Here is a 15,182-nt window from a genome sequence, read left to right as displayed (position 1 = left end):
CAACATAAAATGAGCTGGAAATATAACGCAGATTATCCTTCTATCGATGATTTACGAAATAAGGCAAAATCGAAAATGCCACGTTTTGCTTTTGAATATTTAGATGGTGGATGTAATGAAGATGTAAATCTATTTCGAAATACGGAAGATATCAGGAATCTAGAATTGCTACCTTATTATTTAAAAAACTTTACAGAGGCATCACTCAAAACAACACTCTTCGGGCATACTTACGATGCTCCGTTCGGTATTGCACCTGTTGGTTTGCAAGGATTAATCTGGCCAAACGCCCCCGAAATTTTGGCTAAAGCTGCTTTTGAACATAATATTCCATTCGTGTTAAGTACAGTAAGTACATCTTCAATCGAAAGAATAATGGAAATTACGGAAGGCAATGCCTGGTATCAGTTGTATCATCCTGCAGAAAGTAAAATTACTGATGACATTATAAATCGTGCTGAAGCCGCTGGATGTAAGGTTTTAGTAATTCTATGTGATGTGCCAAGTTTCGGTTTCCGACCAAGAGATATTCGAAATGGACTTGCGATGCCACCAAAAATGTCGCTTAGAAATATGCTCCAAATTGTAGGGCGACCAGAATGGGCTTTAAAAACTTTGTTTCACGGTCAGCCAGCGTTTGAAACCATGAAACCATACATGCCCAAAGGATTGAACATGAAGCAGCTTGGTTTGTATATGAACAAAACTTTTTCTGGCAGATTAAATGCTGAAAGAATTTCTTCTATTCGCAGTAAGTGGAAAGGTAAATTGGTATTAAAGGGTGTTGCAACCGAAGAAGATGCGCAAATGGCAATAAGTTTGGGTTTAGATGGAATTATAGTTTCTAATCATGGCGGCAGACAATTAGATGCCGGACAATCTTCCATCAAACCATTAGTTCCCATCGCTGAAAAATATAAAGACAAGATTACTGTGATGATGGATAGTGGTATTCGCTCAGGACCAGATGTAGCGAGAACGATTGCCGCTGGTGCCGATTTTACTTTCTTGGGTAGAACTTTTATGTACGGCGTTGGTGCGCTGGGAAATGAAGGCGGTAACCACACTATTGGTATGCTTAAAACCCAACTTAAACAAGTTATGGATCAGCTTGGTTGCGAGCGGGTAGAGGACTTGCCAAAGCATTTATCTTAAATCGGCTATAGACTTACGAAGTTTTGAAAGGCAATGAGCCAAGGAAACTTCGTAAGTCTTGAAGGCGGCTAAAACTCTGCGTTTTTAGGAAAACGTGGAAACGCTATTACATCACGAATATTGGTCATACCGGTAACAAACAATACCAAACGCTCAAAACCTAAACCAAAGCCAGCATGAGGAGCTGAACCGAAACGGCGGGTATCTAAATACCACCAAAGCTCATCTTGTGGAATATTCATATCTTCCATTCTTTTGGTTAATCTATCTAAGCGTTCTTCACGTTGCGAACCGCCAATCATTTCACCAATTCCTGGAAATAAAATATCCATTGCAGCAACTGTTTGTCTGCCTTCAGCATCTGGTTCGTTCTGACGCATGTAGAAAGATTTTATATCGGCTGGATAATCGGTTAAAATTACCGGTTTTTTAAAGTGTTTTTCTACTAAATAACGTTCGTGTTCGCTTTGTAAATCAGCTCCCCATTCATCAATTAAGTATTTAAATTGCTTTTTTTGATTTGGTTTCGATGATCTTAAAATTCTGATGGCTTCTGTATAAGTTAACCGCTCAAAATCATTTGCCAAGCAGAAATCAAGTTTTTCTAAAAGACTAAATTCGCTGCGTTCGTTTTGTGGTTTTTGTTTATCTTCTTCAGCTAAACGAGTATTTAAAAACTCCAATTCATCTTTGCAATTATCTAAAGCATATTTAATAACATACTTCATCATATCTTCAGCAAGCTGCATGTTATCTTCCAAATCGGCGAAAGCAACCTCTGGTTCAATCATCCAAAACTCAGCTAAGTGGCGTGTAGTGTTCGAATTTTCAGCTCTAAATGTTGGTCCGAAAGTATAAATTTGACCAAAAGCCATAGCTGCCAATTCGCCCTCCAGCTGACCAGATACCGTTAAGTTGGTTGCACGAGCGAAGAAATCCTGAGAAAAATCTACCTTTCCATTTTCAGTTCGGGGTGTGTTGTCAAAATCTAAAGTAGTAACCTTAAACATTTCTCCGGCACCTTCTGCATCACTAGCCGTAATTACCGGAGTATGCATATATACGAAACCACGCTCATTGTAAAACTGATGTATAGCAAATGCCAAAGCATGGCGAACTTTAAAAACGGCATTAAACGTATTGGTACGGAAACGTAGGTGAGCAATCTCGCGTAAAAACTCCAAACTATGTTTTTTAGGCTGTAAAGGAAATTTTTCAGGGTCGCTATCACCTAAAATCTCCACTTTACTTGCTTTAATTTCTACAGTTTGTCCTTTTCCTAATGATTCGATTAACATTCCCGTTGCAGCAATCGAAGCACCGGTTGTAATCCTTTTCAACAGTTCATCGGGTAGATTATTAAAGTCTATAACTACCTGGATATTGCTCATGCAACTTCCATCATTTAAAGCGATAAACTGGTTATTACGGAAAGTTCTAACCCATCCCATAACCGTTACTTCTGTGCCAAATGCAGTCGATTTTAATAAATCTTTAATTTGCTGTCTCTTAATCATATTCTTATTTGTAAAAGCCGCAAATTTAGAAAAAAAACTTTACCAGTTGGCAGTTCCTAGATTTCAATTTATAATTTCTAATCACCAGCCATTAAAAAACTGCATATCTCTTCGCTCTTATCCTGAATTATCCTAGAATCCTAAAATCTCAATAAATTCATGGTCTTATTCTCCCTTATCCTATAATCCCAAAATCCTAATAAATCCTAGTCTATTGTTGTTGCTGCTGCATGGCCTCCATATACTGCTGATAGCTATTTTGCTTCCTTGCAGAGGTTACTGTTGCAGATGGTTTAGAATAATTCACTTCCTTTGGTTGGAAGTAATTTTCATTTTCATTAAAATCCTCGTCATTATATCCTACAGAAACATTTACTTCCATAATGTGTTCAAAGCCACCTTTGTAAACACCTTTAACTGGAGAGCAATCTGTAAAATTTCTACCTACAGCCAAGCGAACATGGTTTTCATTTGCGATGCAATTATTAGTTGGATCAAGCCCTAGCCAACCATATTCTGGCAAGTATGCTTCTGCCCAGGCGTGTGTGGCACCTTCGCCTCTCATGCCATCTCTATTCGGGCATATGTAACCACTCACATAGCGGGCAGGGATTCCAGTCAATCGGAGCATTGCGGTTAAAACATGTGCAAAATCCTGACACACACCTGCTTTTAACTTCATAATTTCTTCAAGGGTGGTATCTACTGCAGTTATGCCTTTAATATATTCGAAATTACGAAACACATGTTCGCAGTACTTTATTGCCGTTTGATAAGGTGTATCATCATCATTTTTAATGGATAATGAGGTGTCTTTCAAAGCTATAATTCCATCGAAAGATTCTTGACGTAAATAATCTATATATGGAACTTCATATTTAAGCATATCCAAGCTGTTCCATTGTTCGCTACTAAACATATCATCTTGCGGCAATGGCTTCGGAAAAGTCTCAACACAAACTTTCGAAAATATCTTTAATTGATTGTGCGGTTCATTCTGTGTAAAAGTTCCAACTTCATTTCCATAATAATCAATAAAAATTTCAATTTCAGGACTTCCAGAAATATTCAAATCATGCTGAACAACTTTTTGAAAATCATCTTTAATCGGGAATAAAATAATCTGATTTGCGCTATCCCGAACAGGCAATTCGTATTTGTAATTGGTAATGTGTTTAATTTTAAATAATGGCATAAATGCTTTCGTTAAATTATTTTATTTGAACCTATCGGGATGACTTATGAATTTGCGAAATAATATTCGTTTAAAGAATTTCCGATACCAAAAACTTCAGATCTGATTTGTGTTAAATAATCATGCAATTGCTCTTCGCCCATAGTATTTACCGAACTGTAAGTTATCATGCTTTTTAACCTTCCAATCTTAAAAGATAAATTATTGTAATGCTCGATATTATTTTCGCTTTTTAAACGGCCAAAATAACGTTCGATATTGTGCATAGAATATAATGCCGAACGTGGGAAATCATTGTTCAGCATTACCAATTCGATAATGTTTTTAGCGTCAAATCCTTGTCGATAGGTTTTTAAATACAATTCGTAGCCACCTAAAGATAGGAGCAGGTGTTTCCAATAAGCAATATCGGTTAACAAATCTGGGTTGGTAGTTATCGAACTAAATTTTATATCCAAAATATCAATCGATTGAATGCTCCGCTCGAGGTGTTTACCAATTTTCATAAAACTTCTGCTTTCACCACGTTCCATAGCGCTATCGGCTGTGCCATGATATAACATTACTTGTTTAATCAAAATATCCAAAGCAGTTATTGGGTCGTCTTTTTGTACATACCACAACAGTTTTTCATCTTTTACGGTGTGATAATATTCATTTAAGCATTGCCATAAATCTTTTGGAATATGCTCTTGCACACTTCTGGCATTTTCTCGGGCAAGGGTAATGATATTTAAAATCGAATTCGGATTTTCTCTGTTTAATAAAAGGTACTCTATAACAGCACGGCTATCATGCTGAATGTTTAACAATTCATTTTCATCATCAGACGAAAAAATTCTAATTACAGGTTTCCAGGTGAATTCCTGTATGGTATCTTGAGATGAAGCATAATTTATTTTTAACATGCGCAACATACCGTCGCTGCGCTCCACGTATCTGCTTAACCAATATAAGCTTGAAGCTACTCTACTTAACATATTTGTATTCTAAGAAGTTAAAACCCATGTATCTTTACTGCCACCGCCTTGCGAACTATTTACGACTAACGAGCCTTCTTTTAAAGCAACTCTAGTTAGTCCGCCTGGTACAATCGAAATTCCATCAGGTCCGTTAAGTGCGAAAGGCCTCAAATCTATTCTTCTTGGAGATAGTTTTCCATTAATAAAGCATGGGGCAGAAGATAAACTAATTGTTGGCTGAGCAATAAAGTTTCTCGGATCTTTTAAAATCTCGAGTTTATATTCTTCTGTTTCTTGTTCGCTCGCTGCATGTCCCATTAACATCCCATAACCACCACTTCCATTAGTTTTTTTAATAACCATTTTATTGATGTTTTCGAAAACATACTCCAATTCGTCGCGGTTGCTTAGTTGATAGGTTGGTACATTTTTTAAAATCGGTTCTTCATTCAGGTAATACTTAATCATATCTGGAACGTAGGTATAAACGGCTTTATCATCTGCAACACCATTTCCAACGGCATTTACAATAGCGACATTACCTTTTCTGTATGCGCCCATTAAACCGGCAACGCCTAAAACACTATTTGGATTAAAAACCAACGGGTCTAGATAATCATCATCTACACGGCGATAAATCACATCGATTTGCTGTAAACCAATGGTTGTTTTCATAAATACCTTCTGATTTTTTACAACCAAATCACGGCCTTCTACCAATTCAACGCCCATCAATCTGGCAAGTGTGGTATGTTCATAATATGCAGAATTGTACATTCCCGGACTTAACATCACAATTGTTGGATTAGAAACTGCTCTTGGTGAAAGCGCCATTAGGTTTTTGTATAAAATGGCTGGGTATTCTGTTACACTTCTTACGCCACATTGCGGAATAAGATCAGGAAAAAGCCTTTTGGTAATTTCCCTGTTTTCGAGCATGTAACTTACGCCAGAAGGAGTCCGAAGGTTATCTTCCAGAACATAAAAAGTTCCATCATGGTCGCGGATTAGATCGATACCAGCAATGTGTATGTAAATATCATGCAGCACGTTTACATTGTGCATCTCACGCAAAAAATGCGGACAAGAATAAATTACATTCGTTGGAACAATTTTATCCTTCAAAATAAATTGATTGCTGTAAACATCCTTCAAGAAAAGATTAAGCGCTTTTAATCGTTGCTTAATTCCCTTTTCAATAAATGCCCACTCACTCGAGGTAATAATGCGTGGAATAATATCAAAAGGGAAAATTTTCTCTATTCCTTCTCCACTATCATAAACTGTAAAAGTAATTCCCTGGCTCATAAATAATTTTTTAGCCAATTCTTCCTTTTTGTTTAGGTTGTCGAGAGATTCTTTAGAGAAATTGTTAATGAAATTTGAATAATGATGCCGATAGTTATCACTATTAAAAAACATTTCATCGTAAGTGTTAGGGTGATTTAAGTAATTTTTTATAAAATCTTCTATCATATAACTTAAATATTTGCTTAAAGTATGACCTTGAAAGTATAATTACCAAGTTTTTTGTATAAAAATTAAAATAAGTATGTTTTTTAGTTCAATTTTATTGATTTTTATACTGATTTTTAGGTTATTATATTTTTATTGAAAATTATTATTAAAAAATTAAATATAAATATTGCAAATCTAAAGTATGTTCGTATATTTGTAATGCTCGTTAATTATTATTATATATTTGGTTTAAAAAAAGCGCTGGTAACGGCGCTTTTTTTATAAAAACGTTCAAAATAGGATATTCATAATCAACATAAACCAAACAACCTAAACTAAATTAAAGCTTCTTTGTAAAAAGAAGCTTTTTTTATTTTTGGAGGTTGAGATACAATGAAGTTAGCATAGTTCATAATTGTTTAAATCTCATAAATAATAAAATTTCCTTATTAATGTTAATGAGTTTCGTGCCGAATTTTTGCTAAACAATAATCAATCTAGATTTTTTTTTGGCTAAAAAAAGTTTATAAACAAAAAAAGCTACCTTAAATTTAATTAAGATAGCCTTTTGATAATATTTGTTTTGTTGCTTATTGTTCTGAATAAGTGATTTTGTTAACGTGTTTGTCAATCTCCCATCTTCCAGTACCTTCTTCGCCAATAACTTCAAACAATTCTAAAGCACGACGAGCTTTATATTCTTCTTCACGTTGTTCTTTCAAGAACCAATTTAAAAATTCCATCGTAACAAAATCTTGTTCGTTTTGGCATTTAGCATAAATATTTTTAAAGCTTTGTGTGATAGCGATTTCTGCTTCCAAAGCATCTTCAAAAACTTCTCTGAAGCCTGCAAAATCTGTCTTGATTCCATTAACTTCTGGCGATATAGCGTTGCCACCCATATCTAAAACGTATTTGAATAGTTTTAACTGGTGCATTCTTTCTTCTTCAGATTGTTTTGCAAAGTAATCTGCCGAAAAATCAAATCCATTTTGGTCGCACCAAGACGACATTGATAAATATAGTGATGAAGAGTGTGCTTCTTTTTTAATTTGCTGATTTAAAAGTGTTTCAATATCCTGAGATATTAAACATTTAATACGCATTAAGTCTTTCATAATTTAATTTGCTTAACTAATAACACAAATGTAACATCTTACTAGGCAAATTGTGTGCAATATTTACTATATGAAATTAGTCTAAATTGTTGTAGAGAAGATGTAAGATGGAGGATGTGTGTGGGATGATGGAAGATGACGTAGGGTGGATGGAGAATGGGTGATGGAAAATGGAAAGAGTAATTACTTATTTGATTGTTAATTTTTTTTCTATTCTATTAGCCAATATCGCTAAACAACTAATCTATGTAAGCAATCGCTAATTAAATGATTTAATTTAAACATGGTAAAAGTACCTTGAAGTAATTCTTTTAAGGCAACAATTTCGCAAGCGTTTAACAGATAGATATGTTCGCAGCCGTTAAAAGTTACTAATTCAAAATCAGCTCTAAGAGTATTTAATAGAAGTGAATCAATATCAATATCTTCTACAACCTTTTTTAATTTGCGAAGTGATAGGCAATTGTAGCGAGCAAACTTACCACCGAAATCAACAAAAAAGCAGTTTAACTTATCCGATTGATAAATAGAACCTTCTTTAGTTGAGAATACGTTAATCAGTTCGTTGATATTGATACAAGCTTTTTCCATCTGATGCAAAAATTGGCATTATTTAGATTAAATACAAATAAAAATAGAAATAAATTTTTGGTTTTAGATTGTAACGATTTACATCGAGATTTGATAAACCATGTGATGATAACTTCCACCAATAAATTGTTTTTCATCAATTATTTTGAAACCTTTGTTTTGATAAAGTTTTAAAGCCTTATGGTTATTAGTTTCGACTAGTAAACCTGCTCTAGTATGATTTAACTCAGCTGCCCATTTAATTGCTGCGTCAATTAATTGCTTGCCAATACCTTTACCTTGTACGGCTGGGCTTACACTAATCGTATCTAGATAAAATTCACCAGCTTGCGTTTCGGGTTCAGGATTAAAGTTTTTTAATCCACAATGGAGGGAGAGGTAATTTAAAAAGTTAGTTCTCAATTCTAATAACTTTGCACCATCATAAGCGTTTATTGAACCTAGTACTTCATCGTTTTCATTAGCATAAACTAATGTATTTTCAAAACTATACTGGTTATTGGCTTCTTTAAAGAAATAGTCAAATAATTCTAATGTAGCATCATGATTACTAGTATTGCTTAATTTGTAAGCTAGTTCGCCCATCGCCTGAATAATTAGCGGGGCAACAGCTTTTGCATCGCTAATTTTTGCTTTGCGAATCATGATAAGATATCGCTTAAGTTAAAAGTTTCTGCCACACGAATTCCTTTTTCAGTTCTTTGCAAAGTACAACACTCGTGAATTGGGTCGTGCTCCAGATACAGAATGTAATTTTCGTTTACTGCTTCCTCTAAAAAAGCTTGTTTTTCGGTAAGTGTTTTCAAAGGAAACATATCATAAGCCATCACATAGGGTAGAGGCAAGTGCCCAACAGAAGGTAATAAATCAGCCATGTAAACGATGGTTTTACCTTTGTAATTTATTTTTGGAAGCATCATGGCATCGGTATGTCCGTAAGCAAAGCTGATATTAATTCCTTTTCTCCATTCGATATTTTCTTGCTCGGAAATGAATTTTAATTGTCCGCTTTCCTGAATGGGCAAAATATTCTCCTTTAAAAATGATGCTTTTTCTCTGGCATTCGGTTCAACAGCCCATTGCCAATGTTTTTCATTGCTCCAATAAGTCGCGTTTTTAAATGCTGGAATTAGTTTTTCTCCATCACGAATTACAGCGCCGCCAACATGGTCGAAATGCAGATGGGTTAAAAATACATCGGTAATGTCTGCTTTACTAAATCCTAAATTTGACAAAGATTTATCCATCGAATCATCGCCATGCAAATAATAGTGACTAAAAAACTTTTCATCTTGCTTATTTCCAATTCCTGCATCTATTAATGTAAGGTTATTACCATCTTCAATTAAAAGGCATCGCATCGCCCAGGTACAAAGGTTATTCGCATCAGCAGGGTTTGTTCTTTGCCATATTGCTTTTGGCACAACGCCAAACATAGCGCCGCCATCAAGTTTAAATAAGCCTGTGTTTATGGTGTGGAGTTTCATTTAGGGTTTAGGGTTTAGGGTTTATTAAAAAAATAGGCTATAAAAATACAAAACCCTTTAGAACAAACTAAAGGGTTTTGATTTATTATAATTTTATTTATGGAAGATAAATTTAACGATTAAATTGATTGAAATTATAGATTTGCAGTATTTCTGCATTCTTCGGCCTTAAACCTTAAGCCTTCAACCTATAAACCTTCCTTACAAATGTATCACTTCTCCATACGCATCAGCGGCAGCTTCCATAATGGCTTCGCTCATGGTTGGGTGCGGGTGAACAGATTTTATCATCTCATGTCCTGTTGTTTCTAATTTACGAGCTACAACGATTTCGGCGATCATTTCAGTAACGTTTGTACCAATCATGTGTGCGCCTAATAATTCTCCATATTTAGCATCAAAAATAAGTTTAACGAAACCATCTTTTGCTCCAGCCGCACTTGCTTTACCCGATGCAGAAAATGGAAACTTACCAATTTTCAACTCGTAACCAGCTGCTTTTGCTGCTTTTTCTGTATAACCAACTGATGCTATTTCTGGTGTGCAATACGTACATCCAGGGATGTTGTTATAATCTAATGGCTCAACATGCTGACTAGCAATTTTTTCTACACAAATAATTCCTTCTGCTGATGCAACATGGGCTAAAGCTTGTCCGCCAACCGCATCACCAATAGCATAATAGCCTTTTACCGATGTATTATAGAATTCATCCGTAACGATTTTTCCTTTTTCTGTTTTGATGCCTGTTTCTTCTAGACCAATGTTTTCGATGTTGGCAACAATACCTGCAGCAGATAGAACGATATCCGCTTCGATAGTTTGCATGCCGGAAGCTGTTTTTATAGAAACTTTACAGCCAGCACCACTTGTATCAACGGCTTCAACAGAAGCAGAAGTCATTACATCGATACCAACTTTTTTAAGGCTACGTAATAATTGTTTCGAAACATCTTCATCTTCAACAGGTACTACATTTTCCATAAATTCTACGATAGTAACTTTCGTACCCATTGTAGCATAAAAATAGGCAAACTCAACACCAATCGCACCAGAACCAACAACAACCATGCTTTTAGGTTGCTCAGGTAAAACCATTGCCTGGCGATAACCAATAATTTTCTTACCGTCTTGCTTCAGGTTTGGCAATTCTCTCGAACGTGCTCCAGTTGCTATAATAATATTTTTAGCTGTTAATTCTTGTTGAGAACCATCAGCACCTTTAACCTCTAATTTGTTTCCTGGCTTAACCTTACCAGTACCCATAATTACATCAATTTTATTTTTTTTCATTAAAAATTGAACGCCTTTGCTCATACCATCGGCTACACCGCGGCTGCGTTTTACTACTGCTGCAAAATCTGCTGTGGCACCAGATGTTGTAATTCCATAATCAGCAGCGTGATTAATATATTCAAAAACCTGTGCACTTTTTAGAAGTGCTTTAGTTGGGATACATCCCCAGTTTAAACAAATTCCACCTAATGATTCACGCTCAACAATAGCAACTTTTAGTCCTAATTGAGAAGCTCTGATTGCAGCTACATAACCACCTGGGCCGCTGCCTAAAACAATAACGTCGTAATTCATCTGTTTTTATAGTTTATTTTTTACTTGTAGACATAAACTTCTGCAACTTATTAACAATTTAAGTAGTTAACTATAGAAGGTTTTCTCTACACTAAAGAGATTTGTATTTTAAATGTTTTGTATTTCAAGTAATCTTTGGTTAAAGAGGTCTTCGCTGAATGCAAATTAATCCCGCATCTATAAAAATATCTGCATTACATTATTGGTGAATTTAATCCTGCGCACCAATCGTCAAAACTAAAAAAAAAATGTTAATTGATTGGGTGATTATTTAGATACAGAAATAAATTATCCAGAATTGACAATTGAAGCATATAAAACGCAAATATTTTATCGAAAACCATTTATTTATGTCATTTATCAGTTTTTGAGATGCTTATTTACATTTGATTTATAACTAATTAGGTTGATTGTTAATATGCTCATAGTGAACGCATAAATTATCGATGTTAATTGTTGAAAAGTATTGGTAGAATTAATAATTATTTAACATTGGATGTTAAAATGTGTTAAAAATTAATAAGTAAATTTGCGGCATAAAATCTTCCCCGATTTATTATTCAAAAAAAACAAATTTAAAAATCAAAGTATGAAGAAATCTTTACTTTTAAGATTAATGCTTGTTATTGTGGCTTTTGTAGCGATTACCTTTAGTGTTAATGCACAGGTAACTACATCATCTATGACAGGAACCATTAAGGATGACAAAGGCACTTTGCCTGGCGCAAGCATTAAAGCTACGCACACGCCCACAGGTACTGTTTATACGGTATCAACCAACAATGATGGTCGTTTTACAATTGGTGGTATGCGTGTTGGCGGACCGTACACAGTTGAAGTTAGTTTTGTAGGTTACAAGGCCTCTAAATTATCAGATGTTTATTTAAAATTAGGTGAGCCTTATGTTATCAATACTACTTTAGTTGATAATAGCTCAACTTTGGCTGAGGTTAAAGTTGTTGGTCAAGGTTCCAATGCGATTTTAAATTCTAATAAAAACGGAACTTCAACAGTAATTAATAAAGCACAAATTCAGAGTTTACCAACAATTACACGTAGTGTAAATGATTTAACCCGTTTAACACCACAGTCAAACGGTACTTCAATTGGAGGTGGTAATTACCGCTCCAACAACTTTACTGTAGATGGTGCTAACTTTAACAATCAATTTGGTATTGGTGGTAATATTCCTGCAGGTGGTTCACCAATTTCGATTGATGCATTGGAGCAAATTTCGATAAACGTAACTCCTTATGATGCTCGTCAAACTGGTTTCACAGGTGGCTCTGTTAGTGCTGTAACTCGTTCTGGTACGAATTCTTTTTCTGGTAACGCTTTTTACACCATGCGTGGTGAAGATAATCAAGGGAAAAGAATTGGTGAAAGCTTTAGACTAGGTACACTTCAAAAATTAGACGAGAAAAATTATGGTTTTAGTTTAGGTGGTCCAATAATTAAGGATAAATTATTTTTCTTCGTAAACTATGAGAAAAAACTTACAACATCACCGGGAACTCAAAGAATCGCTTCAAGTGCACTAAGTCCATACATACCAGCAAATACAAATGTTGCACAAGCATCAGAAACATTTTTAAATGGTGTTAGTTCATATTTAGCTAATACTTACGGTTATGCAACTGGTCCTTACCAAGGATATTCTAACGTAAGTGATAATGAAAAAATGTTTGCCCGCTTGGATTGGAATATTAATAAAAATCATCGTTTTAGTGTTCGTTATAATCAAGTTGAGAGCAAGAGCCCAGCGTCAGCTAGTGCATCAACAACTGGTTCGCCAATTGGCTCTATAACAGGTTTTGCGTATGCAGGTGCTCGTTCTGGTAGTGCTAGAAATTCGGGCCTACCTTTTTTTAACTCAAATTATTACCAAGCAGCTAATTTATATTCTGGAGTTGCAGAGTTAAACTCAAATTTTGGTAGTAAGGTAACAAATGTTTTAAGAGCAACTTATTCTCATCAAAATGATCCTCGGACGTCAGATAGTGCTTTATTTCCTTTAGTCGATATATTGGATGGTGTGCCAACTGGTAATAACTTGGGTAGTGTTTTGACAACGTTTGGTTACGAGCCATTTTCTTATGGAAACCTTAGAGATGTAACAACATACACCTATAGTGATGATTTAAGTTTAGCGTTAGGTAAACACAATTTAACTCTAGGTGTTCAGGCAGAGTTTAGTAAAACTAAGAATGGCTTCCAACGCTTTGGAACAGGTTTCTATACTTTTAGAACATGGAATGATTTCATCACGAATCAGAGACCACTTCAGTACACAGTTACTTATCCTTTAACAGCAGATGGTTCACAAGCATACCCAAGCTTCGAATTTAATCAGTATTCAGCCTATTTACAGGATGAGTTTACAGTTACTGATCGTTTAAAATTAACAGCGGGTTTACGTGTTGAACAAGCTACTTATCCAGATGTGACTGAAGTTAGAACCCATCCATTGGTTGCTGGCTTAAATTTCGGAGGTCAGAGAGTTGATACAGGTGTTTTACCTGAAAATAAAATTTCTTTCTCACCACGTTTTGGTTTTAACTGGGATGTGATGGGAGATCGTTCATTCCAAGTTCGTGGTGGTTCTGGAATTTTTACAGGTCGTATTCCTTTTGTATGGATTGTTTCTCAATCTGGTGATGCTGGTTTAATCCAATATACTCAAAGTTACACTGGTACTGCAGTACCGTTTTTCAATCCTTCGATTGCTCCACAATTATCAACAGCTGCTCCGGCTGCAGGAAGTTCTATCCCTTCTTCGGGTATTAGCGTAATGGCTCCAAACCTTAAATTCCCACAAACATGGAAATCAAGTTTAGCTTTCGATGTTAAGTTACCAGGCGGTATCGTTGGTACCTTAGAGGGGATTTATGGTCGTGATTTAAACGTTGCGGTTGCTAAAAACTTAAACCTTGTAAATCCAACTATTCAAATTTCAGGTTATCCTGATGGAAGATTGTTCTATCCATCAAGTAATTCTGATAAATACATCAATCCAATCAATGGTTCTGGTTTACCAGTTGCTAATGGTACGCCAAGTGGTGGTGCAAATGGAACTGTGACTGGTTTCAATGCAATCCGAATGGAAAACGTTAAAGGCGGTTATAACTGGATGGCAACTGCTCAATTGACTAAACAATTCAGCAACGGCGTTTCAGCGATGATTGCTTATACACGTTCAGACCAACGTAATTACGGAGATCAAGGTGGCGACCAATTGGCTGGGTTATGGAATGCACCACAAACTCAAAACAATGCGAATATTCCTACCTTAAGTTATTCAAGTAACTTAAATCCAGATAGAATTGTTGCTAATGTTTCATATAGAAAAGCGTATTTTGGCAACTTGGCTACTTCATTCTCTTTATTCTACGAAGGTGCTCAACAAGGTAGATTCTCATACACTTATAATGGTGATTTTAACCGTGATGGTGTTTCGGGAAATGACTTAATTTATATCCCTAGAGCAGGTGAATTAACTGCAGCTTCTTTCGTTGCTATCCCAGCAGGAACTACCAACTATACAAGAGCTTATAGTGCTCAAGAGCAAGCAGATATTTTCGAAGCATATATCAGTCAAGATAAGTATTTAAGCAAGAATAGAGGTTCAGTTGCTGAGCGTAACGGAGGTGTATCTCCATGGAGAAATCAATTTGATTTAAGATTAACTCAGGAAGTTTTCAAAGATTTTGGTAAAACCAAAAATTCTTTTCAATTCACTGTAGATATCTTTAACGTAGGTAATTTGCTAAACCGTAATTGGGGTAATGTTAATTTTGTTAATAGTACTCAAGTATTGGTACCTCAAAATGTTAATGCAATCAATGCAAGTACAAGGCCTACATTCAGAGTTGCTACAGCATCTGGTGATATCGTTAGAGAAACTTTTGGTACATCTCAAACAACAGCTTCTACTTATTACATGCAGTTTGGTGTTCGTTATAATTTTAACTAAGACTTAAATTAGTATATACTAAAAGCTCCCGGTTTTCATCGGGAGCTTTTTTTATGACTTAATCTGACTTTTAATAATTATGAGTTTATAATCTGAGTAGTTTTATTTGTTACTATTTCTTCTTAACAAAAAAAGC

11 protein-coding genes are annotated in these 15,182 nt (G+C 35.3%); 2 read left to right on the top strand and 9 right to left on the bottom strand.

The window, feature by feature from the left end; translation table 11 throughout:
- The first annotated feature begins 9 nt into the window (after positions 1 to 9).
- Positions 10 to 1,155 (top strand): alpha-hydroxy acid oxidase, encoded by a 1,146-nt coding sequence (locus ACFOWA_RS07360; RefSeq protein WP_378983439.1) that lies wholly within the window; start codon positions 10 to 12, stop codon positions 1,153 to 1,155.
- A gap of 68 nt (positions 1,156 to 1,223) precedes the next feature.
- On the opposite strand, the gene asnS is transcribed toward ACFOWA_RS07360, so the two are convergent.
- The 9 genes from asnS to lpdA all read right to left on the bottom strand — a co-directional run bounded on the left by asnS (position 1,224) and on the right by lpdA (position 11,073).
- Complete coding sequence (gene asnS, locus ACFOWA_RS07355) at positions 1,224 to 2,672, bottom strand: asparagine--tRNA ligase (RefSeq protein WP_378983437.1); 1,449 nt, start codon at positions 2,670 to 2,672, stop codon at positions 1,224 to 1,226.
- Positions 2,673 to 2,883: 211 nt separating this feature from the next.
- On the bottom strand, positions 2,884 to 3,867 hold the full coding sequence (locus tag ACFOWA_RS07350) for a transglutaminase family protein (RefSeq protein ID WP_378983434.1): 984 nt from the start codon (positions 3,865 to 3,867) through the stop codon (positions 2,884 to 2,886).
- A 44-nt stretch (positions 3,868 to 3,911) separates the two neighbouring features.
- Positions 3,912 to 4,847, bottom strand: coding sequence for an alpha-E domain-containing protein (locus ACFOWA_RS07345; RefSeq protein WP_378983432.1), 936 nt, complete (start codon positions 4,845 to 4,847; stop codon positions 3,912 to 3,914).
- A gap of 9 nt (positions 4,848 to 4,856) precedes the next feature.
- Positions 4,857 to 6,305: a circularly permuted type 2 ATP-grasp protein gene (locus tag ACFOWA_RS07340; protein WP_378983429.1), complete on the bottom strand. Its 1,449-nt coding sequence runs from the start codon at positions 6,303 to 6,305 to the stop codon at positions 4,857 to 4,859.
- A gap of 572 nt (positions 6,306 to 6,877) precedes the next feature.
- On the bottom strand, positions 6,878 to 7,405 hold the full coding sequence (locus ACFOWA_RS07335; protein WP_123205692.1) for a ferritin: 528 nt from the start codon (positions 7,403 to 7,405) through the stop codon (positions 6,878 to 6,880).
- 231 nt (positions 7,406 to 7,636) lie between these two features.
- Entirely contained in the window at positions 7,637 to 7,996 is a 360-nt protein-coding gene (locus tag ACFOWA_RS07330; RefSeq protein WP_378983426.1) for a hypothetical protein, read from the bottom strand.
- 78 nt (positions 7,997 to 8,074) lie between these two features.
- Positions 8,075 to 8,641: a GNAT family N-acetyltransferase gene (locus tag ACFOWA_RS07325; protein ID WP_378983423.1), complete on the bottom strand. Its 567-nt coding sequence runs from the start codon at positions 8,639 to 8,641 to the stop codon at positions 8,075 to 8,077.
- Complete coding sequence (locus ACFOWA_RS07320) at positions 8,638 to 9,483, bottom strand: MBL fold metallo-hydrolase (protein ID WP_378983421.1); 846 nt, start codon at positions 9,481 to 9,483, stop codon at positions 8,638 to 8,640. Before ACFOWA_RS07320 ends, ACFOWA_RS07325 begins: the two co-directional genes overlap by 4 nt.
- A gap of 201 nt (positions 9,484 to 9,684) precedes the next feature.
- Positions 9,685 to 11,073, bottom strand: a complete 1,389-nt coding sequence (gene lpdA / locus ACFOWA_RS07315) for a dihydrolipoyl dehydrogenase (protein ID WP_378983419.1) — start codon at positions 11,071 to 11,073, stop codon at positions 9,685 to 9,687.
- 589 nt (positions 11,074 to 11,662) lie between these two features.
- On the opposite strand from lpdA, the gene ACFOWA_RS07310 reads away from it, so the two are divergent.
- Positions 11,663 to 15,046 (top strand): TonB-dependent receptor, encoded by a 3,384-nt coding sequence (locus ACFOWA_RS07310; protein WP_378983417.1) that lies wholly within the window; start codon positions 11,663 to 11,665, stop codon positions 15,044 to 15,046.
- Positions 15,047 to 15,182 lie beyond the last annotated feature (136 nt).

The sequence above is a fragment of the Pedobacter lithocola genome (genome assembly GCF_042650845.1).
Classification (GTDB): Bacteria; Bacteroidota; Bacteroidia; order Sphingobacteriales; family Sphingobacteriaceae; genus Pedobacter; species Pedobacter lithocola.
Note: the sequence above shows the minus strand (reverse complement) of the source record. Positions and strands in the feature narration are given on the sequence as shown.

Coding starts and splice junctions, on each gene's coding strand:
- ACFOWA_RS07320 (WP_378983421.1), bottom strand. CDS start 9,483: ATGAAACTCCACACCATAAACACAGGCTTATTTAAACTTGATGGCGGC.
- lpdA (WP_378983419.1), bottom strand. CDS start 11,073: ATGAATTACGACGTTATTGTTTTAGGCAGCGGCCCAGGTGGTTATGTA.
- ACFOWA_RS07360 (WP_378983439.1), top strand. CDS start 10: ATGAGCTGGAAATATAACGCAGATTATCCTTCTATCGATGATTTACGA.
- ACFOWA_RS07345 (WP_378983432.1), bottom strand. CDS start 4,847: ATGTTAAGTAGAGTAGCTTCAAGCTTATATTGGTTAAGCAGATACGTG.
- ACFOWA_RS07310 (WP_378983417.1), top strand. CDS start 11,663: ATGAAGAAATCTTTACTTTTAAGATTAATGCTTGTTATTGTGGCTTTT.
- ACFOWA_RS07350 (WP_378983434.1), bottom strand. CDS start 3,867: ATGCCATTATTTAAAATTAAACACATTACCAATTACAAATACGAATTG.
- ACFOWA_RS07335 (WP_123205692.1), bottom strand. CDS start 7,405: ATGAAAGACTTAATGCGTATTAAATGTTTAATATCTCAGGATATTGAA.
- ACFOWA_RS07330 (WP_378983426.1), bottom strand. CDS start 7,996: ATGGAAAAAGCTTGTATCAATATCAACGAACTGATTAACGTATTCTCA.
- ACFOWA_RS07340 (WP_378983429.1), bottom strand. CDS start 6,305: ATGATAGAAGATTTTATAAAAAATTACTTAAATCACCCTAACACTTAC.
- asnS (WP_378983437.1), bottom strand. CDS start 2,672: ATGATTAAGAGACAGCAAATTAAAGATTTATTAAAATCGACTGCATTT.
- ACFOWA_RS07325 (WP_378983423.1), bottom strand. CDS start 8,641: ATGATTCGCAAAGCAAAAATTAGCGATGCAAAAGCTGTTGCCCCGCTA.